Origin of the sequence: Parafannyhessea umbonata, assembly GCF_900111255.1 — a bacterium.
GTDB lineage: Bacteria > Actinomycetota > Coriobacteriia > Coriobacteriales > Atopobiaceae > Olsenella_J > Olsenella_J umbonata_A.
The window spans coordinates 76,768-97,217 of the sequence record NZ_FOGP01000001.1 but is presented as its reverse complement, the minus strand read 5'-3'; the positions used below and the strand labels follow the sequence as shown (position 1 = coordinate 97,217).

Genomic DNA, 20,450 nt, shown 5'->3' with positions numbered 1-20,450 from the left:
GACCCCCGGGATCATCCCCGCATGTGCGGGGAGCACACTAATTCAACAGCAGATGATATACGAAATTCCCATTTCTAATTCGGTTTTCAAGGTTCATTAATAGCGTATGTTTAAAGCGCTCCTAACAACCATACTTTCGAGCCTTGTGATGCTTACTCGCATTGCTCCATCCCCTAGGGGGTACCCCAACCAAAGAAGTTCTCTCCAAACCGTTGGGGCGTTGGATCAGTTCAACCCCCTCGCAATCGACGGGCTTCCAGTCGGACTGAAGAACCTCAAAAGCAAGACGTTGCTCGTTTTTGGCTGGATAGACCATAATCGCACGTCCACCCTTCACGAGAGAGCAAACGCGCTCCCACAACCTTTCTCTCACGCGAGCGCTAATGCGACCGACAAAGACTCCTGGCGCTATTTCAAGAAGCCATCTTGTTAAATCGCCTCTAAGACCTGGGGGACAGGCTGTGAGAACAAGGACAACCATTACTCCGCTTCCTCTGAATAGGATCTCCCTGATGGAACCTCGCCCAAAGCTTCGTCCCAAAGCGCAACATGATCTCCCTCCGGCAACGAATCGTCCTCATGCGACACTCCCAACAAAGCTTTAATGTCATGAACCATCTTGCGAATGATCTTTTCATCGAAGAACGAATCACGCATGTTTCTTCGGGTCGCCGCCCCAACATCTTTCGGCGTCAGCGCCACCGTCTTAAACGCAACGGGAATCGACGTCTCGGCCTTATATAAATCAGCAATGTCATACACAAACGAGTTTTCATGTCCGGTATGCACAAAGCCCAAGCCCGGAGAGCACCCCATCGCGATTATGACGGCATGGGTCAACCCGTAAAGACATGCATGCGCAGCGGAGAGCGCCTTATTTATATCAGTCGAACTCTCAAACGAGTGGGGATCATAATCTCTTTTGTCCCAAGGGACACTTGTCCTTTGGGACCATTCCCGATATGTCCTTCGAATGCGAGCTCCCTCTCGCCCTCTGAGCTGCTGCATTGTTAGGGAGCTCACGTCCTCGTTGGGAAATCTCATCTGATACATGGAGCGCGCTACGGCTATACGACTGCGCCTGTTTGTCGAAAGCTCCGCTTGTCGTTGCAACAAAGAAGACGAATGGGTTAGAGGCTTGCCCGAAGCATACATCCGTACGCCCCTCTCGCCCACCCACACAACAGTCGACCCACTCTCACTAATGACCGTCATCGCATCATGAGTAACGCTTGTTCCTGGCCCAAGCATAAGAACACTCAAGACGGCAGATGGTATGTGAATCGTGCCGTTCTCGTCATGAACTGTAATAGCGTTGTCAGCTCGATTAATTCGACAATGCTCAAAGTATAGAAAAGAAAGCCGATCATCGACCCTCGCCAAACTTGCAATGTCCGGAGGAGGCGATCCAGATCGCACCAAGCCATCCGCTCCCGAAGTTGAACCATGCGAATCCGTCATAACGCCTCCTCCGAACGGCGGCCTAACCCGCAGATCGTCTTACCGGCGCAATTGTCATGAGGCCGCAGCCGAACCCCTTTGCACGACCAAGGCCATGGCACAAAGCTTGCTTGAAGGCATCCCCGTCAGTCACACGAAGAAGCCCATCGAACCTCGCCGTCGAAAGGGTTACCATTTCGCTCCCTCGAGCGAAACGCTCAATCTTTCTGTGCGATACGTTTACACGAGGCGCGCCAGATTCGCCCTGTAGAACCTCGAATCCATTACGAGCGGCACGGGCGGCAAGCCAGTCAACCTGTTGGCCAACGGTGACATGCCCCATCGTCTTTCCGACGACAGAAGCATTTGATCTCAACCCACAATCTCGCGCGACCCTCCGCGACGGATTAGCCTTAAGGCGAAACTGCCAAACCTGCCCCTCCTGAATAGACGAAATGACGGGCGAGTAGTCCTTACATTCCCACTGCGTTGTCGTGGGCCAGCCAACCTGTTCGCACAGATGCGAGAAATCAGGACGGTCGGGGCTCACGACATAGAGCCATATAACATCCTTATCGTGTGTTGACGCATCGATCCTCCAAAGGATTCGACCATCAGGTGACAGCCGATTCGCGCCTGGGGCAAATGCATGCTCCACCGCAGCGTGAATCCTATAAGGAGAACTAATCAGCCGCATGGCCTGCGCTCTTTCAACATTCAGCGGCATACGAGAAATGAACACAAGAACCCTCCTAGAAAAAGCCCATCGGGTCATGCTCGTCAAACAAATCCCCAGAGGTTACCGAAGACCGAGAAACGCGATTCCCTGACTGCGACTCATCCTCAACGGTGCGATTCGACAAACTTGCCGCATCAACAGAGAACCTGTAAACGGGTCGGTTGGCGTACCGCCTCCCCGTACCGCTATAACTCAGAGGAAAATCAGACTGGCTAACACAAGGTTCTCCATCACGCGCATCAACTGACACTTCAAGCGCATCGCCAACATGAGCTCGTTGATAGCGGCTCGACGCAATCCACGGATGCTTTTTGAGCGCGACGCGTACGTCTTCGAACTCATCGAAGACCCCAATCTTTATTGGGGAGTCGGGAGGGCATGAACGACGCCCAAGAAAAAGCGGCCAAACAGGAGAGTCGAGTGCATCAGCAATCTCGCATAGATGTTCCGGATTGCCCTGCAACGCAACAAGAAACTTTGCATCCGCAAGATAATACCTCGTCGAAAGCGGCATTGTCTTCTTACCGTCAAGAGACCGCTCGGTTTGAAAATCAGAAAGCAACTGCCCCGGTTGATCAGCTCGAACACCAAATTCGAGCGAAGCAATGTCTTCAATTGATTCTTCTCGTGATCTCCCGAGCGCGGCCGCCAATAGCCCCACAACGCCACTTTTCGTTGGCTCTCTACGAGTCGTCCTCATAACAAAACGCGAAGAGTCTCCCCAGGCCTGCATGGGACCAGATAGCCTCAAAAGCAGTACGCTCATTTCTAGTCACCCTCGCCATAAGCCATAACCTCATCTTCAACGGCCGCGAGCATTCCGACGAAATCGGTCTCCTCCCCATAGCTCCTCAGCTGCTCGCCGCCGCCATCAGTAGCAAGCCACATCGCCCTCTTCGGAGACTGACCAAATGAGGTCTCGAACGAACGAATCGAATCCGCCAACTTCTCCTCTGCCTGATGACTGATCGAAGAGTCTGCCGTTGCGCGAACAGGCACTTCGAACGCTGAAACGGCATTGATTGGTCCGCCATTACGAATGGAAACGAGAAGAGCGTTGGGGAGAGTCTTATTCGCAAACGAGTTCTGCTTGCCCGTTGGCATGGATGTCGCAAAGGCCTCAATGAATGCCCTTGCACCACATGCCGCGGCCTTCACATCGCCAAGCTGGCACAGAAGCGAATCAACATTAACTGTTGCGTAGCGATACAGAGTTGACGAATTGAAGCCGTTCGTCTCGATCATCGCCGCGCCGGCGTTGTCCTCTGAAACGCAATCGTCTATAGCAGTAAAGAAGTCATACTCCTGCGTAATCTTGTCGACAGAGATAGCATGCGCCACCTGTGCGGCCGCGTCGACATTCAGGTCGGGCGAATCAGCAAGCATTCGCCCGAAAAGGGCGATATCCAGGGCCTGGGTGCCGTGAAATGCAGCAGAGACCTCTTTCTTGAGCTCCTTGGAAATAGAAGACGGGTCCTCGCCTGCTCCAAAATGATTAACGGCAATGTCAGCAAGCTTGGCAATCTCCGAACGAGAAATAAAAAGAAGGTACTCAGTGACTGGACTACCAGAATCGGACCCAGCCCTCTTCGACTCCTTTACCTTTACCCCTGCAGCCTTTAGGACGGCCTCGGCATAATCCATGGCCCTCTCTGACATCTCTGGAGAAACCTCGGTGATCTTGTCCGCAACCAAGGACACCGCCTTCTTCGTACGCACACCAAGCTCGTCGGCACCAAGCATCGAGGGGAAAGACTCGCGCATCGCACGCTTCCATGCCTGACTTGATACCCTCGCGCGAAGCGCTCCGCCATAGATGGCCGTCTTAGGCGTTCCGGTATCATCGCGGTTGATGTTGCAGGGCGGAACATTCTGAATCGCATAAACATCGATAAACATGATTTCCTCCGGTTTCGTACTAATCCCACTAGTTGCTTGTGTCGCAAGCGTCCTGCTTCCTCGGAACGTAATAGTCGCGGGCCCACCCCATGAACACACGATCCCGAGCAGAGCTTTTCTGAATGAAGTAGATGTCTCTCGCCAATCTCCCGTAGTTGAGTTTCACGCCCTTCGATTTCATTAGTGATATGAGCGCGCGTAGCCCAGCCTCGACCCCCTCGAATCCTGTTGCGGATTCAATCGTCGACATCCTTCGGAGAACACCCGCCTCGCCCTGCGGCTCGCTTCCAACTTGATGCGAGATGAGGTAACAAGCGCGCCCAAACGAACCAGATGTCCAATCCATAGATGAGGGGGGAATTGCGACACCAACCACCTCAGATTGCTGATGAATCGCGTACAGCTTCATCGCACACCTAATTGCTCGAAGCGCGTCTTCCTCGTCGACCCTTGACGTGCAAAGTTCCGGAAGACCGGAGAACACGTCATCTCCAACGACCATCCACGACCCCATGCCGGGCTGGCCTAGCCTTCGAAGGCGCGCGAGTGTAGCTCGGGATGAGGAAGACCCTGCGAGGTAAGATTTCTGCAGCATCAGCACCTTACCGTTCACAAAGCGCTCGACAATGTCTGCAACGGTCTTGCAGTCGTTCACGTCTGTCACTCCCCTTTCGAAGGCTTTTCGTCGCCAGAAGGCGAGCGCCCTTCGGCATCGTCCCCAACGCTAGGCTTGCCAAGTATTTTGCTTAGCTTCGCCATTAACTCGAAGTACGCCCTTCCGACCGACATGTTGTCGTGCATCGCGAACAAGGAGCCGCACGAGGAAGAAACGTAATCCTTGGCCATCGACGCAAGCTTCGCTCGCACCTGGCTACGCCAAGCGTTGCAATAGCTAATCGCGTCTTCATCCTGAGTGAAGGCCACCAGTTTTCTTTTGAAAAGCGCGTCAAGTTCTCCGTACGCCTTTTCTCGAACCGCATCCTGCATGACCCTTATTTCCTTAGGATCAGCTAAGCTGCCAGACGCCCTGCTAGCTCGGGAGACAAAACGTGCGAGCTCGGTAACTGCCTCATCTGTCTGATTGACAACCTCAATTGCCTTCAGGCATTCAGGTGACTCGTAACGAAGCATTGACACGGGAAAGCTGAACTCGTCATCGATGCCATTAACAATGACACTGCTTTGCGTTCCGTACTCTATTCCCTGTGCATGGAGCGAGACAATTGAGCAGCTGTCCTTAATGACTCCACGACGAATTAGTAGGTCAATCCAACGTACGACACCAGGGCGTAGGTCCGTGCCATCTTCGGCACCGCCCGCAACCAAGAGAGATGACATTCCTCGCCATAGCAACTTGGTCGAGTCATGGATTCGCGGCATCAACGGAACGTAAGGCGTGCCAAGCTTTTTTTGTTGCTGCTTACTCTCGCGCCATGCCGTCATGGTCTCAACGTTCTGCTTATCAACCAGCGTTGTAATGTCCCCATAGCAAGAGATTAGATTCGTCACCTTCCCCTGGCGCTCGTCGCGAACCAACCTCATGCGACGCGACTGCCACGTAAATAGGGACACGGGTCCAATCGGTTCGCCGGCGTCGGCATTTCTGAGGTCGGAGCTGGCATTGCTCATCTCCCACGGAGCCCTGTCGTCCTCGTTTCCGAATAACTCAGAGTTCTTTGAACGCTGGGGATCAAAGAGGACCCAATTGAGCATAAGGGTCCGAAAAAGACTGTCCCCTTCGAGATACACTCCGCCCTCGCCCCCAAGCAAGCCTGTTCCAACGGCTCCTTTGGGCGCGTATACCTTTCCGGACTTCGAGTGAGTATTACCTTTTACGGGTGACTTAATCCCAGCTGCGTCATAGGACTGGACAAAGATGAGCCACCTTGCAGCTTCTGCATACGAAATGCCATCAAGCTGATTGCGATTGCGAACTGAAAACAAGTATTTTTCTGGCTTCGGAACATCCGCCAACAGCTCACCGATCGGATCAGGCTCCTTCCCAATGTATTGCAATCCCCGAACTTGGAAGAACGGATTATCCGCGTCGAACAAATCAAAGGCACTCTTGTACTGACTCAAGTAGTCATTAATAACGTCGAGGCTAAACTCGCCTTGATTCCAAATTTCCCGCCACATCTCAATAAGTTCGTCGTCAGATTCGGGTGTAAAGAGATGAGACCTATAAAGGATCGCAACCATCAATCGGACGATAGGCAGTGTCTGCTGCGGCATGTCGCCAGTGATGCATCGAATGCTGGAAGCCCGCTCAAACGCCTCCGTCAGAGACACTACGCCCGCAGACCCATTTGATAGCACCACGGGAATCCATGGCTCCTCAAGCAGATTGAATCCGCGCAATGCTTCAATACCGTCCATGCTTCGTCCTCCTTTCTCCTTAGCTAACCGGACAATCGATCAAACCCCATTTAGATGGGGAACACGTTGACAGGAACATCAACACTGGAGCATTCCACATTAGTGGATGAACCAAGATTAGAACGTGTTAATGTTTCTACCTTCAACTCCCCGCTATTTGGCAGGCAATTCCTCCGCGAGCGGTGTAGGTGACCTTATGGCCATGAATTCGAGCCACAAAGGAACCTGCGCCTTCGTCGAGCGGAAGAACGAGTCGACCAACAAGCCAGGGCGACTCCTGCCAAGCCCCTACATACATCGAGCATGCATCCTCAAGTTCAAGGATGAGACTCTCGAGCTCACCTGCGGGACAGAGGGAAAGAGGAAGACGCACCGAAGACTGCGCCACCACTTTTGCGAGAGCCGGAGGAGGAACGGTGTCGATCGGGACTGAGCCCCCTTTCCGTACGCCATGTCTCTCGTCGCCTACCCACGGAAGAAGAGCCAGCCCATCGCCCGTACGACGAAGCAACAAAACATCGACAGATTCCTGAGTATCGCGTATAGCCCTGCTACCCGCATCAAAATCCGCTTCCAGTTCCGTAGTCGAATGGGTCGCGGCCATTTCTATGAGCGAGTAACGCTCACGTTGCATCCGTGCCGCAGACTGGATGCGACACTGATTGGCCCTGCTCTTCTTTCTGCCGGCGTTCATGTCACGCTTCCGACATGCTTCAACCCACTTCGATTTCCACGCATCTGGAATGAGCGTTCGTATACCCGTGGAATATGCCGTCTGTACAAGATGTGATATGTCCTCTGGAATTGAGATCGTCGTCGTCCGACTCCCCTCGTCAATATCAAGCGCGGCCAACGATTCATAGAGCGACGCGGCGTCATAGACACTTGTAATGCCCGGCTCAAACCGTGGTATTCCACCCCAACCAGATACACCCGTGAGGTAGCACTGCGGCGTACGCAGCGCACGCGGCCTTGACGACTCACCGTTCCCACGAAGATGACGATGCATCCTTCCCATTCTCTGCAGCAGCAAGTCGACGGGCGCCACATCGGTTACGAGCACGTCAAAGTCGATATCCAGCGATTGCTCTAGAACCTGTGTACCGACAACAATAAGAAGCCTGGGCCTTAGCCCATTCTCAATAGTCGATGCTGGGCCAAGCAAACCACGGATTCTCTCCTCTATCGCCATTCGATCGATATCGACAAAGCGAGAGTGATCCAGAATCACGGCATCCTGTCCGAACAACTTACCTAGACGATCGGCCGCATTCTGCGCTCGAGAAACGGTGTCACATATTACGCCCGCGCAACCACCCTCCGAAAGAAGGTTAGACAGCAGCTTCTCAACTGGCATGCTTGCCTCATCGTGAACGAACAGCCTTACATCACAGCGACGCCCTGAAGAAGCGCATCGCGCCCACTCCACCGTGACGTCACTCGTGTAGGTAATGAGGGGATAAGCCTCTTCCGGCAGCTTGTCCAAAGGTCTGCTTTCCGCGTTAGGCGCCTGCCTACATTCCCTTCGCCCAATCTTGTCCTTCCATGACAGGGCAGAACGGCGTGACGTGAGGGGCAATTCAAGTGACGACCGGCGTCCGCGCAGATAGGATTCCGTCATATCAATTCGCTGCTTGTGAGGTAGAGTCGCAGACAAGAGAATGACAGGCGTTCCCCAGTAACCAAGCCATTCCAATGCGCGGCGTAGATACTCTTGCATATAGGCGTCATAAGCATGGCACTCGTCAATAATCACCACTTTGTTTGCCACTGCAATATGCCTCATTGAGAGGTGCCTCATGTTGAGTGCTGCCATAAGAACCTGGTCAACCGTACAAACGACAAAATTTGAAAGCATGCCCTTCTTGCGACCGAACATCCAATCGGATGCAAATGCCGACTCCGTTCGCCATGACCTGTCAGGCATACGAGCCTCTGCATCCCTTGGCTCCGAATGCTCCCAAGCGTCGACGGACAGACATGCAGAGCGGGACCTTTTTACGATTCCGCTGAACTCCTCATTGAGCCGTGACTTCCCATGCGCGAGGAAAAGACTCTTACTCGGCAAGTCACCATGAGGAAGTCGGTCGAGCCAGTTGTGCACCCTCGCAAACATTGCGTCAGTGGTCGCCATGGTAGGCAGCGCAACACAAACTCCGCCTCGACCAAAGCGGGCAGCCAAGATCTCTGCGGCAGCTAGCGCCGCTTCGGTTTTCCCCTCCCCCATAGGCGCCTCGATTAGCATCAAACCTGGCGTCTCGAGGCGTTGAGCGATCTCTATGACTTCTTCTTGGATTGGATGTGGCGTCGCTGAAGCCGGGAGATCAAACCTCTCGAACAGAAGTCTTCCCGAGTTCGTCTCAGGCAGATACTGCTCGCTCCATGCGGGAGCAATAGATAAATCATTCCAAGCCTTGCGTAGTCGGCGCTCAAATGCAGGCCAAAAGCCGTCGTCAGCGTCACCTAGCCCGCCACAATCAAGTGGAATAAGAGGGAAGACTTCTCCGTCACTTGCCATCCAATCGGCCATAATGACGAGCCCCGTAAGCAAACTGGCAATTGGAACGGGTAAGACGCAATTGGAAAGATGGCTAAAGGTCGTCGCATCTAGGCGCGCCACGTTGAGCATAAACTCAACCAGCTCTCGATGTACCGCTTTCCACCCATCGGCCCCCTCCCCCGAGATTCCAAGCTCGACCTCAGACAGACTGGCGTCGCGAACAACACCAGAATCAGGGAAAACGCCGTGATGGGAGCCAATTACCGACGCATAGGAAGCAGCCACGCGCGCATCCCATCCACGGTCGCAAAAGAACTGCTCTAGCAACACCTGCCCTGCAACCGCATGAAGAGGATGGCGAACGCTAGCAAGGTCGGGGCGAATGTACAGACCAGCATGCTCAGGCTTCCAGGCAAGACTGCCGGGAAAACCCTGACCACTCGCGACCGGCTTTGACTGAAAGAGGGGCGTTGCCTTGCCCAAATCATGGACGGCTGACAAAAAAAGATAGGTCTTTCGAGCAAGCTCAAGGTCTCCGCCAACAAACCGTGCAATTGATTCCTTTGTCCCCTCGGGAAGCCATCTATCCCAGAGAAGCCCCGCCACCCCCAAAGCGTCGAGAAGATGGACGTATAACGGCAACCAAGCATCCCCTGACTCGCGGTCTGACTTCGCCCAAAGCGATTTCGCCTTATTAGAAAGAGCCTGTCGCACGCCTACATCGCCTCGCATCTGAAAACCAGATCAGCATGGAACAACAAAACCTGCGCCTGCAGCACTGACTATAGTGCCACCGCGACCGGACATTAATTATTGGCGTTCGTAGCCTAGACATCAGATGTCAAAGCAAGGACCGAAATACCCTCGATCGTCCGAGGGTTTCAAGAATCACCAAAATCTAATTGTTTAAGTGGGTTGCTGCATCAACGCCATCAAGATCTCTTAAGGAGATAATCCAGCCCACAGGAACCGCAGTTTGCAAAAAAAGACTCTCCCGTAATCTGGCAATAGGCAACAAGCGAGGGGCCGTTGCGCATGCAGGCAGCAAAGATTGGGTTCCACTAGGAGAGTACCGCGATCAAGAGAATGTTGAGCCCGTCCTCGTAGCGGTAGCTCACGTCGCTCGCGAGGTCGCGCACGAGACGCATGCCCATGCCGCCGAACTCGAGGTCCTCGAAATCGGGGTCGGGCGCCTCGGCCGTAGTGAGGTCGAAGGCGTCGCCGTCGTCGACGAGGGTCACACTGAGGCCCGCAGGCATCTCCTCCACCGCGTACCAGGCGTGCGTTGCGCCCGAGTACGACACGACGTTCGCGAAGGCCTCCTCCACCGCCAGGGTCGTGCGGCGCTTGAGGGGACCGTCCGCGCCGGTGGCAAAGATCGCCTCCTTGACGATGTCCATCGACGTGATGTCCGCAGGCACCTCATGAGCACCGGCAATGGGGAGGCTCTTCTCGGCGGGGGTTGGAGGCGTGTGAGTGAGGGCGAGGGCTGTGAGGTCGTCGAACTGCTCGCGGCCGGCGGCGTGGGCGTCGACGATCTGGGTCGTGGCGTCGACCACGGACTGGGCCGAGGCGAAGGGCGCGCGGGCGGAGAGGCGCTCGGCGAAGGCGGCGTCGCCGAGGAAGGCCTTGTTCTTGTCGACCGCCTCGGTCACGCCGTCGGTGAAGACGAGGAGGGACTCGCCGGGCGCAAGGGTCACGGTCTCGTCGACGAGCTCGATGTCGTCGAAGAGGCCGAGCAGGGTGCCGTTCTGCTGCTTGAGCGGGCGGGCCGCCTCGCCGACGACGAGCGGCGTGACGACCGTCGTCAGCGCCTCGGCGCACACGAACGACGCCACGGCGCCCACCAAGCCCAGCGCGTGCGTGAGCACCCAGATCAGCGGCAGGTACAGCACGGTGTTCTCGAGCGCGATGAGCGACAGCGCCATCGTGCGGCACTGCACGACGTTGAAGTGGTACAGCAGCACGTAGTTGACGGACATCGGCACGAAGCCGATCACGTACGGGCGCACGAGCCAGTCCGAGCCGGCCACGCCGCCGCGAGGACTATACTTCTGTATGGCAGAAGCATTGCCGATGAAGGAAGGTCTCATGGCCAGCGTTCGCGACTACGCATCCACCCCCGGCGAGGTCCTGCTCGAGGAGTTCCTCGAGCCGAGGGGCATCTCGCAGTACCGGCTTGCCAAGGCGATCCACAAGCCGCAGTCGGCCATCTCCGACATCGTGCACGGCCGCCGCGCCGTCAGCGTCGAGATGGCGTACCTGCTGGGCAAGGCCCTGGGAACGAGCCCGCAGTTCTGGCTGAACCTGGAGATGACATATCAAATCAAGACGTTCGACCCAAAGGGGCTGCCGCCGGTGGAGGCGCTTGCGTAGCGGACAGGGTTGGTGACGACGCCACTGCGCCCACGGCTCATTGCCCTCGAGACGAAAACGGCACCCCGCAAGAATCTGCGGGGCGCCGCCAAAGGGGGGGCAATGTTTTTGGGTCGCTCGGCTACTCGACGTCGAACGCCTCGGAGTCGGAGTCAAACCCGGTGAAGTAGGTCACAGCTGCGGCAACCACGGCGGAGAGGATTGCGCATCCCCAGCCGGCGATGAGGTTGAACTGGGTGCCGCCGGCGAAGGCCAAGGCGCAGACCACGTTGGAAGAGGGCACCAGGCTTGCGGAGACGACGCCGAGGATGCCCGCGACGAGGCCGCCCGTGAAGCCACCGGCGATGAGGCCGAAGAAGGGCCTCTTGTAGCGGGTGCAGATGCCGTAGATGGTCGGCTCGGAGGTTCCCGCGAGGATCGCGGTGATGGCGTACTCAGCCGCGAGCGCCTTCTGCTCCTTGTTCTTGATGCGCAGCATTGCGCCGATGGCGACGCCCATCACGGAGAAACTCGCGAAGACGAGCGCGGGGCCGCCGAAGCCGTCGTAGCCCTGGGTCGCGAAGACCTGGAAGAGGGTGACGATGAGCACCATGTGCATGCCGGTCATGACGAGGATGGGATAGAGGCCGGCGATGATCGCGATGCCGAGGGGGCCGATGACGTTCTGGAGCGCCAGCAAGCCGCCCACGAGGTAGCCGCCCAGGAACGCGCCGGCAGGCCCGAGCACACACAGCGAGATCGGCAGCATCACGAGGATGGTGATCGCCGGGGCGAAGACGCCGCGGATGGAGCTGGGCATCTTGGCGTTGAGGAACCTCTCGATGTAACCCATCACCCACACGGAAAGGATGACCGGGATGATCGTGCTCGAGTAGTTCTGCACGTTGCAGGGGATGCCGAAGACGGTGAACGGAGTGCCCTCGGTGGCCATGGCCACGAAGGTCGGGTGGATGAGAATGGCGCCCATCACGATGCCCAGGACGGGCGTGACGTTGAACTTAACGGCAGCCGTGTAGCCGACGACGCAGGGGAAGAAGTAGAAGGCGGCGTCACCCACGAAGGTGAAGAGCTTCATGAGGTCGCTGTCGGCGGGCAGCAGGTTCAGGAAGTCCGGGCCGAGCAGGCTCGTGATCATCTTGAAGAAGGCGCAGGCGACAATCGCGGGGATGGCGGGGCCCATCGTGCCGGAGAGGCCGTCGAGGATGGCCATCCCGACGCCCTTGGGCGTCAGGCGCTCCTTGGGAGCGTCGAGGTTCTCGTCCACCTCACCCGCGCCCTCGAGGCCCGTGCCGGCCAGGACGGCATCGTAGACGCGATCGACGTCGGGACCGATGACCACCTGAAGCTGGGCGTTGGCGTCGACCACACCCAGGACTCCGTCAATCGCCTTGAGGGCGTCCTTGTCGGCCTTCGCCATGTCTCGTAGGTTGAAGCGAAGGCGAGTGGCGCAGTGGAGCACCTTGGTGATGTTGTCCGCACCACCCACCTGCTCCACGATCCTCTCTGCCAACGCGCAGTAATCCTTGCCTGCCATCGTGTGACTCCTTTGCGAACCAAGACAACGAACCGGTACTGAACCAAACTGCTATTGTGGGAACGTTCCCATGTCATTTATATGTTTCTTGACCAGCAGTGTCAACAACTTTTTGGGGAACGTTCCCATTATTTCGCCACGCACTCTCAGCAGGGGTTTCCTCCCCTATTCGTGGCTGTAGTCCCCCTCGGGGGCACCAAGCTCGAGCCAGCGGCGGCACGCCTCGACCCACGCGGCGTTGTCCGGCCAGACGTCGTCTTCGACCGCAGCGCTCGTGGCGTCGCACAGGCTCGTGCCGTGGGGTCCCCTCTCGTAGAGGTGCAGCTCGCACGGAACGCGCGCCGCCTGCAGCGCCGCGACGAACGCAAGCGTGTCACAGGGGTCGACCACGACGTCCTGCGTGGTGTGCCACACGAAGACGCGGGGCATGTCCTCTCGCACGTGAAGCCTTAGGTCGATGTCCTCGACCTGCTCCGGCGTCGGTGCGTCCGTACCAAAGATGCCCCGGGAGATCATCCCCAGGGTGGGCAGCATCTGCTCGGGAACCTCGTCCGCGCCCCTCAGGAGCGGGCGCGCGCTGATCATGGGGTAGCCCATGACCACGCCCGCAGGACGCGCCTGACCCGCAGTGGCGCCAGCCCTGGCGAGGAGCTGCGGGTCGTCGAAGCGCTCCGCCAGGCTTCCCGCCAGATGGGCACCCGCCGAGAAGCCCATGCAAAAGACCCGGCTCTCGTCTATGTCCCATTCCCGGGCGTGCTCGTGAACGATGCGCATGGCCTTCATGAGGTCGACGAGCTGCTCGGGGACGCGAGACGCCTCGTCGACCTCCGGGTCGCCTCCCGTCTCCTCGGCCCGACGCACGACGTAGTGCTTGTAGCGGACGACGAACGACTGGTAGCCGAGGCCCATCCACCGGGCCGCGACCGGCTCTCCCTCCTTGGTCGCCAGCGTGAGGTAGGCGCCGCCGGGACAGACCAGCATGGCAGGGCGCTTCTTTTTGCGCTGGAGGCGGATCGCGGGGTCGAGGACGTACGCGCAGAGCGTGGCCGTGCCGTCATCGCGGAGCGGGAACTCGAGGTACTGCATCGTCTTCTCCTTGTCTGCGGGGACGTCTGCCCCGCCCCTTAGTGCGCCTTGATAAACCGAGCGATTCGACCCCATGCGTCGGAGGAGTCGTCCGGGCGGTACTCGTTGAGGTCTGCGTGGGTGAAGCCGTGCTCGGCCTGCGGGTAGTTCTTGTAGTCGACATGGGTCCCCCGGGAGACGAGCAGGTCCCGGAAGTCATCGGCCTCGCCCTTGAGCGAGTCGAAGCCCGCGACGTTGAGGAGCATGTCGGGCCAGCACACCTCCGGGCCGGCCTCGGTGGGAGACGCAAGGGGCTCCCCCATCTGGTTCAGGTCGGCATACTCCCAGGCAATGTACTGCAGGCTCCGTTCGTTGGCGATCGCGCGACTCGAGTCGAGGGCCTCGCGGGAGAGGCTCATGCGAAGCACGGGGTAGTTCATCGCGAAACCGACGATGGGGAAGTCGCCCTGGCGGGACGCCATCTGAACCATCGCCGCGGCGATGTTGCCGCCCGCCGAGGAGCCCACGGTCATGAAGCGGCCGCGCGCGATGTCGAGCTCCTCCGCATGGCGGTGGCACCAGACCATGGCGTCGTAGCTGGCGGTGTACGTCATCGGGTACTTATGCTCGGGCGAGCAGGGGTAGTCCACGTTGACGACGACCGCCCCGGACCGGTCGGCCATGAGCCTGCAGTACGGGACGTCGAGCTCCCAGTAGCCAAGGCAGAAGCCGCCGCCGTGGAAGTTGAAGACCACCACGTCGCTCGTGCGCTCGCGAGGGTAGTAGAAGTAGAGGTCGAGCCAGCCCGCGTCGGTCCACACCGAACGCTTCACGCTCGTGTCGTTGACCCGGAGCTCGTTGCAGTACGTCCGGTACCGCAGCTCCTTTCGCATGCGGTATGCGTAGACGTCCTCGTCCTTGACGGACGCGATGTACGACAGCTCGCGCTCGCTTGCCATGCCTCTTCCCCACTCCTCACTGCGCCGTGGCGCCTGATCGCTCTTACAAAATGGGAACGTTCCCATTAATGGCTATCATCGCCGTTGCGGGTAGGGATGTCAAGGCCTCATTGGGAACGTTCCCGGAGGCTATGGTATTATGGCCTCGGACGATCAGGAGAGCCCATGACCATCAATGACATCGCACGCCTCGCTGGCGTATCCAAAAGCACCGTCTCCCGCTACCTTACGGGAGGGAGCGTCTCGAAGAAGAGCGCCGAGAAGATCGCGCGCGTCATCGAGAGCACCGGCTACGTCCTCAACGCCTCCGCCTCGAAGCTTCGCTCACAGCGCAGCAGGCTGGTGGGCGTCCTCGTGGACGGCATCGACGCGCGCGCGGTCACCCGAATCCTGCGCGGCATCAACGACAGGCTCCACGAGCTTGACTACCTCCCCTTCATCGTCATCGACAACCACGACGAGGACCACAAGCTCGCCGGTATGCAGGCCTTGGTCCGCCAGGGCGTCGACGCCATCATCTTCGGGACCGCACAGCTCACCGACGAACACGCCCGCTTCATGCTGGGAGCAGATGTCCCCATCATCGTCTTGGGTCAGAGAAGCGATGCCTTCCCCTTTGCGAAGGTGGACGACTACGCAGGCGGGCGGCTGATGGCGGAGCATGTCATCGAGCAGAAGCCAAAGCACCTGGTTTACCTCGGCTTTCCAGGATACGATCGCGCCGGCCTCGAGAGGTGGCACGGCTTCGTGGACGCGTGCGGCAGCGCCGGAGTCGGCGTCGAGTACCTGGAGTGCGGCTACGAGCGAGAGGCGGGGTACCACCTCGCCGAGCAGGCGCTCGCAAATGGAACCGACTTCATCGTGGGAGCCTCCGACACCATCTGCCTCGGCGTCCTGCGCTACCTCGGCGAGCACGGCATGAGTGCGCCCAAGGACGTGAGGCTCGCGGGTTTCGGCAACTACGAGGAGGGAAGCCTCCCGATGGTCTCCCTCACCAGCGTTGGCTTCGACTACCTCGCCCTCGGCCGAGACGTCGCGCGCAAGGCGGTCGACCTCATCGAGGGCGAGGATGTCCCCCACGAGAGCGTCGACTACCCCATGGAGATCCACGTTCGAAACTCGAGCCTCGCCTAGGCTTCCCCATCACAGGAGACGTACGTCGCCCGCTACCCGAAGCCCTTGCGCAAGCATACGGCTCGCTGCACGGCCGCGCCCATCTCGGCGGCATCTCCCTTCCACATGGTCAGGCAGAAGCGCGAAGAACCTGACTTCAAGTGCGCGGAGCGCATGCCCTGACGACTGAGCGACTCCTGGATTCGCGCGAAACCTGCGCCCCTGTTCCCGACGATGAAGCCGCGCTCGGGGTAGCCCTCGGGGTAGGGCACGCTCTCGAGGATGCGCGAGAGGAACTGGTTGCGGCTGGAGGAGGCGCCGTAGGTGCCGATGTTGTCGACCGTGACCATGCCGTAGAGGCCGCCCGGGCTGATGATCTCGATACGATCGGCGAACATGTTGACCTGCACCTGGGAACCGAGCGCCTCGGGCGAGTAGTCGCGGTGCATGAGGGCGTTCGCCACGGCCTCGCGAACGGCGACCTCGGGGTACTCGGGCACGTCTATGCGCGAGCCGCCGACGACGTAGGAAGCAATGCGCATGTTGCGGCGGACGGACGCGAGGGTCTCGGCGACCATCACGGGGATGGGACCGATGACAGTGCGGGAGTCGAGGAAGCGACCACCCGCAAGCGGATCGGACTTCGGGCCCCAGAAAGCGATGAAGACAATGTTGGCGCGAGGGAAGTGGTCCTGCGGATGGTGGCCAAGTGCCATGAGGCCGGCGAGCGTGGGGCGGACGGTGTCGGCGTCGTCGCGCTTGGCGGCGCCGAGCGCAAGGAGGATGTCCTCGTCCGAGAGGTTTTCAAAGACGTGCGATGAGGTGGCGCGCTCGCGAGCGAGAAAGCCTGACAAGAGGTCAGGGTCAAGCTCGTCGACAGTTGCGTCCGGGACAAGACGAGCGTCATGGGTCGACTGGGTGCGCTCCGCCGTCATGCGGTCGAGCTCGCCTATTCTGCCATGTGCGCTCATGAGACCTCCCCTTCTATAGAAAAGAGACGTACAAGAACTCCGGGGACCACCTTTAACAAGAAGCTGACCCTCAGGTTCATGCGAGGCCAAACAATGGTCTAATTACTCATCGATATAAGAGCGCAGATCCCAAGGCCATCGATTCATTTGAATAGCTCATCGTAAGATCCGGTTCTCTGAAAAACGACAAGGCCGTTACCGATCTTCCAAATTACAAGCCAGTCTCCAGCGTTTGCGACGTGGCACTCATTGCTGCCCGACCACGACCCCCTAAAGGAGTGCATGTTATGCCGCTGCTTTAAAACTCGCTTCGACTCATCGGTATCAGCAAGAACTAGATTGATCACCTCGCCAAGTGGAGCGATGTCACGGTGTTTCCTCACAAGCGCCTTAACATCGCGATTGAATCTTGAGGTGTACCGCGCGCCGAGCAATTACAGGCCCATCGATTCAAACATCTCGGATGCCGACCCATATCCGGCGCCGCCGGCAGCAATAATCTCATCAGCCTCGCGAATCGACTCCAAAGAAGCTGCGTTGGGCTCCGGGTCAGAAAGATTGAGTGGAATTCTGTTTTCGCGAATCATCTGCTTATAGAAAGCGCGCGTAACGGAAGAAAGGTCAAAGCCAAAGTGCTCCGCAATACGTGCGGCATTCTCCTTGATGTCAGAGTCAACCCGAATGGTTACGGACGATGCGGACATGGCGCCTCCGTTTCATGTTGTAATAACAACGTTGTTATAACGCCTTGCATATTGGCACACAAGGAACATCGTACGAGCGGTGCAGCAACTCACTCACGAACCCGTTCAGTTTGCTGACACGCAAGTGCCGCTGCACGATGTCGGCCACCTTGTCGATGAACTCTTCGTCTACATCAGCCAACATGCTCTCCTCCGCAGTAAGAAAACACACCGTACGACAGTGTCGCGACACGCGTGCGACACTATGTCGCATCGTTATCCTGGCCCATGTCGTGCAGCACATACCGATGGGGGTCGCGCGCTCTCTTATACCTGTCACTATGTCGCGACATCAAGTATGCGGTCTGTCGCATTGGTTGGCGCGACGTTCACTCACGGCGGACATCAACAATCAAAGGCGGAACCGGGGAGAAGAGACATGCTCTTCTCCCCGGTTCCTGAGGCGATGGTGCGTCGATGCAATCCCGCGCGGATGGGGTCGCGCGGGTCGCGGCCCATGGAGGAGGGACCGCGATGGGGTGTGCACGGGGTCGTGCAGGCTGGCTGCGATGGGGGGCCACATTGTGCTTGCTGAGGGAACAACCAGTCGAGAGGTGAAGCGAAGTCTCCGGGCGCGGGGGCGGGTCGGGTGCACCACGTCCGGCGAGCGGGGCGTCCGGCGGAGGAATCTGGTGCGGTGGCGCCGAGCCTAGCAGCGCTTGGTGATGGCCTCGATAATGCCCTCTGCGCTGTCCCGGCTCATGATATCGGCCGTAGCCTCCTCGTCCATGAAGATGCCCATCATAGCCTGGAGCACGGCAACCTGGTCCTCAGCGTGGGCGAGGAGTCCGAGGTTGATGATCAGCTCCGTGTGGACGGGATGGTCCACCATGTCGGCCATGGGCGCGAAGTCGATCGTCGTCTTGGGCTTGATGACCGCGATGTAGGGCTTGACGATGTTCTCGGGATCGACGTGAGGAATGGCGATGCCGATCTTCTCGAACTGGAGCCCCGTAGGGAAGCTCTTCTCGCGCTGCGTGATGGCGTCGTACCAGCCCTCCTTGACGTAGCCCATATCCTGCAGCTTCCGCTGCATCTGCTTGAAGAAGTCCCACTCGTCAGTAGCCTCGAAGTCAAAGAAGACAAGCTCGGGCCTGAAGAGAGAAGTGTCTACCTGTGCCATGTGTAACCTCCTGATTGCGCCGGCCTAGGCAATGGGCCTGGCACCGTTTGCAAATACCTCGATTACGTGCTTGAAGTCCTCGTACATGCGCTCGTACGCGGCCATCGTCATGTCGTGCCAGTACACGACGGCCTCGCCCGGGTTCTTGGCCTCGTAGTCGGCGATGACGTCGCGCACGGCGTCGCCCGCGTACTTCACGCCGTAGGTGTAGTAGTTAATCTTGCGGATGCCGGCGTCGATGGAGTGGTGATAGTCCTCGTCGGAGACGCCGGAGCCTCCATGCATGACCAGAGGGACGTTGGCGCGCTCGCGGATCTGCTCGAGCACGTCGTACGAGAGGTGTGGCTCGCCCTTGTAGATGCCGTGCGACGTGCCGAAGGAACAGGCCAGGATGTCGAGTCCCGTGCTCGCGATGAAGTCCTTCGCCTGGTCAGGATCGGTGTAGACCGCCTCGGAGACGTGGTCGTTCTCGTGGCCGACGCCGTTCTCGCGCGTGCCCATGGAGCCGAGCTCGCACTCGAGGCCGCAGTCGAAGGCCGAAACCATATCGGCAGCGCGGGCGGAGTTGGCAACGTTCTGGTCGTACGGGAGCATCGAGCCGTCAAACATGGCTCCGGTGAAGCCCATCTCGAGCGCACGGCGCATGTACGAGAGGTTCTCGCAGTGGTCGAGGTGCACGCAGACCATGGCGCTCGAGCGCTCTGCCAGGGCAACGATGGCGGGTCCGATGTAGTCGAGAGGAGCAAAGGGCTCATGTCCCTCGGCGTGGCTCAGGATGACGGGAAAGCCCGTCTCTTCCGCGGCGTCGAGCGCCGCACGCGTCGCCTCGAGGCTCGGGACGTTGAATGACGCGATTGCCATGTTGTTCTGCTCGGCAATGGCGCAGATGTCGCGAAGGTTCACAATCATGTCGTTCCCCTAACAGGTAGATGGTCGAAAACTGTCTCTATCTCGGCACGGCGGCGCGAAGCCTAGCCGCGCTTTGTCTTCTTTTTCTTGCGGGCGGGGACCTTGCCGTTCGAGTCCCCGTGGACCGTGCGGTATTCCTCGCTCGAACGGCGCGCGCGAGCCTTGAGGCTGTTGGGATCGAGCTTGTACTCGAAGTCCTCAATCCACTGGAAGAGCTCCTTGCCATCGTTCATATAGAGCAGCTGCAGCCAATACCTGCCACGTAGGAGGCCGCCGCCGTTGACGCGGACGTACACCTTCGCGTCCCCACCGACCTCTCGGACGTTGAAGGACTTGATGTCCTCGAAGGCATAGCGGTCAGTCCTGCCGAACGCGCAGAAGGAAATCGAGTCGTCGTCGACGATGACGTCCTGCGGGTTGGCGATGGCAACGAAGGTGTTCCACGTCTGATAGCCCGCGACGATCAAGATGAGGACGCCGAGCGCCGCAGGGATCAGCGAGATGACACCAATGATGCTCAAGATGGAGATGACGCATAGTGCCAGGCAGAACGCTCCCGTAGCGGTCACGGAGACGTTGAACTTCGCCTGGTCATACCTGTATCTCTTCATTCGATCTCCCATAAAGAAAGAGGCGGGACTCCTGTACAGAGTCCCGCCTCTGCTGGAGCAAGTGAAACGGACGAGTGATCAAAACCGAA

20 protein-coding genes are annotated in these 20,450 nt (G+C 58.5%); 2 read left to right on the top strand and 18 right to left on the bottom strand.

Annotated elements, in window-relative coordinates; genetic code table 11:
• Positions 1–121 precede the first annotated feature (121 nt).
• From cas2e to BMY31_RS00440, 9 genes are all read right to left on the bottom strand, one after another.
• A complete protein-coding gene (cas2e, locus tag BMY31_RS00480; protein WP_091007334.1) occupies positions 122–481 on the bottom strand; it encodes a type I-E CRISPR-associated endoribonuclease Cas2e in 360 nt (119 codons plus the stop codon).
• Positions 481–1,461: a type I-E CRISPR-associated endonuclease Cas1e gene (cas1e, locus tag BMY31_RS00475; RefSeq protein ID WP_091007331.1), complete on the bottom strand. Its 981-nt coding sequence runs from the start codon at positions 1,459–1,461 to the stop codon at positions 481–483. The genes cas2e and cas1e overlap by 1 nt, the downstream gene beginning before the upstream one ends.
• A gap of 22 nt (positions 1,462–1,483) precedes the next feature.
• Positions 1,484–2,167 carry a type I-E CRISPR-associated protein Cas6/Cse3/CasE gene (cas6e, locus tag BMY31_RS00470; protein ID WP_091008021.1) on the bottom strand — a complete coding sequence of 228 codons (684 nt, stop codon included), beginning with the start codon at positions 2,165–2,167 and terminating at the stop codon, positions 1,484–1,486.
• Between the two features lie 25 nt (positions 2,168–2,192).
• The gene (cas5e, locus tag BMY31_RS00465; protein WP_091007329.1) at positions 2,193–2,945 is read right to left on the bottom strand and encodes a type I-E CRISPR-associated protein Cas5/CasD; all 753 of its coding nucleotides are present in this window, start codon (positions 2,943–2,945) and stop codon (positions 2,193–2,195) included.
• A 2-nt stretch (positions 2,946–2,947) separates the two neighbouring features.
• Positions 2,948–4,078: a type I-E CRISPR-associated protein Cas7/Cse4/CasC gene (gene cas7e, locus BMY31_RS00460; RefSeq protein WP_091007326.1), complete on the bottom strand. Its 1,131-nt coding sequence runs from the start codon at positions 4,076–4,078 to the stop codon at positions 2,948–2,950.
• Positions 4,079–4,106: 28 nt separating this feature from the next.
• Complete coding sequence (casB, locus tag BMY31_RS00455) at positions 4,107–4,733, bottom strand: type I-E CRISPR-associated protein Cse2/CasB (RefSeq protein WP_091007323.1); 627 nt, start codon at positions 4,731–4,733, stop codon at positions 4,107–4,109.
• 5 nt (positions 4,734–4,738) lie between these two features.
• Positions 4,739–6,457 (bottom strand): type I-E CRISPR-associated protein Cse1/CasA, encoded by a 1,719-nt coding sequence (gene casA, locus BMY31_RS00450; protein ID WP_091007320.1) that lies wholly within the window; start codon positions 6,455–6,457, stop codon positions 4,739–4,741.
• Positions 6,458–6,599: 142 nt separating this feature from the next.
• On the bottom strand, positions 6,600–9,671 hold the full coding sequence (cas3, locus tag BMY31_RS00445; protein ID WP_180371312.1) for a CRISPR-associated helicase Cas3': 3,072 nt from the start codon (positions 9,669–9,671) through the stop codon (positions 6,600–6,602).
• 347 nt (positions 9,672–10,018) lie between these two features.
• The gene (locus tag BMY31_RS00440; protein WP_091007313.1) at positions 10,019–11,050 is read right to left on the bottom strand and encodes an ATP-binding SpoIIE family protein phosphatase; all 1,032 of its coding nucleotides are present in this window, start codon (positions 11,048–11,050) and stop codon (positions 10,019–10,021) included.
• On the opposite strand from BMY31_RS00440, the gene BMY31_RS00435 reads away from it, so the two are divergent.
• A complete protein-coding gene (locus BMY31_RS00435) occupies positions 11,049–11,333 on the top strand; it encodes a HigA family addiction module antitoxin (RefSeq protein WP_091007310.1) in 285 nt (94 codons plus the stop codon). The genes BMY31_RS00440 and BMY31_RS00435 overlap by 2 nt on opposite strands.
• Before the next feature lie 121 nt (positions 11,334–11,454).
• Here BMY31_RS00435 and BMY31_RS00430 read toward each other — a convergent pair whose 3' ends face one another.
• From BMY31_RS00430 to BMY31_RS00420, 3 genes are all read right to left on the bottom strand, one after another.
• The gene (locus tag BMY31_RS00430; RefSeq protein WP_091007307.1) at positions 11,455–12,867 is read right to left on the bottom strand and encodes a PTS transporter subunit EIIC; all 1,413 of its coding nucleotides are present in this window, start codon (positions 12,865–12,867) and stop codon (positions 11,455–11,457) included.
• 165 nt (positions 12,868–13,032) lie between these two features.
• Positions 13,033–13,953, bottom strand: a complete 921-nt coding sequence (locus BMY31_RS00425; protein WP_180371311.1) for an alpha/beta hydrolase — start codon at positions 13,951–13,953, stop codon at positions 13,033–13,035.
• A gap of 38 nt (positions 13,954–13,991) precedes the next feature.
• On the bottom strand, positions 13,992–14,891 hold the full coding sequence (locus tag BMY31_RS00420) for an alpha/beta hydrolase fold domain-containing protein (protein ID WP_159443949.1): 900 nt from the start codon (positions 14,889–14,891) through the stop codon (positions 13,992–13,994).
• 96 nt (positions 14,892–14,987) lie between these two features.
• Here BMY31_RS00420 and BMY31_RS00415 point away from each other — a divergent pair, with 96 nt between their 5' ends.
• The gene (locus BMY31_RS00415) at positions 14,988–16,025 is read left to right on the top strand and encodes a LacI family DNA-binding transcriptional regulator (RefSeq protein ID WP_091007301.1); all 1,038 of its coding nucleotides are present in this window, start codon (positions 14,988–14,990) and stop codon (positions 16,023–16,025) included.
• 32 nt (positions 16,026–16,057) lie between these two features.
• Here BMY31_RS00415 and BMY31_RS00410 read toward each other — a convergent pair whose 3' ends face one another.
• From BMY31_RS00410 to BMY31_RS00385, 6 genes are all read right to left on the bottom strand, one after another.
• Entirely contained in the window at positions 16,058–16,975 is a 918-nt protein-coding gene (locus tag BMY31_RS00410) for an ATP-binding protein (RefSeq protein ID WP_091007299.1), read from the bottom strand.
• A gap of 143 nt (positions 16,976–17,118) precedes the next feature.
• The gene (locus BMY31_RS08990; protein ID WP_091007296.1) at positions 17,119–17,409 is read right to left on the bottom strand and encodes a type II toxin-antitoxin system RelE/ParE family toxin; all 291 of its coding nucleotides are present in this window, start codon (positions 17,407–17,409) and stop codon (positions 17,119–17,121) included.
• Positions 17,410–17,679, bottom strand: coding sequence for a type II toxin-antitoxin system RelB/DinJ family antitoxin (locus tag BMY31_RS00400; protein ID WP_078686320.1), 270 nt, complete (start codon positions 17,677–17,679; stop codon positions 17,410–17,412).
• Positions 17,680–18,367: 688 nt separating this feature from the next.
• A complete protein-coding gene (locus BMY31_RS00395; protein ID WP_078686319.1) occupies positions 18,368–18,841 on the bottom strand; it encodes a PTS sugar transporter subunit IIA in 474 nt (157 codons plus the stop codon).
• A gap of 24 nt (positions 18,842–18,865) precedes the next feature.
• A complete protein-coding gene (locus BMY31_RS00390) occupies positions 18,866–19,750 on the bottom strand; it encodes a class II fructose-bisphosphate aldolase (RefSeq protein ID WP_078686318.1) in 885 nt (294 codons plus the stop codon).
• A gap of 62 nt (positions 19,751–19,812) precedes the next feature.
• Complete coding sequence (locus tag BMY31_RS00385) at positions 19,813–20,361, bottom strand: hypothetical protein (protein ID WP_180363863.1); 549 nt, start codon at positions 20,359–20,361, stop codon at positions 19,813–19,815.
• Between the last annotated feature and the right edge of the window lie 89 nt (positions 20,362–20,450).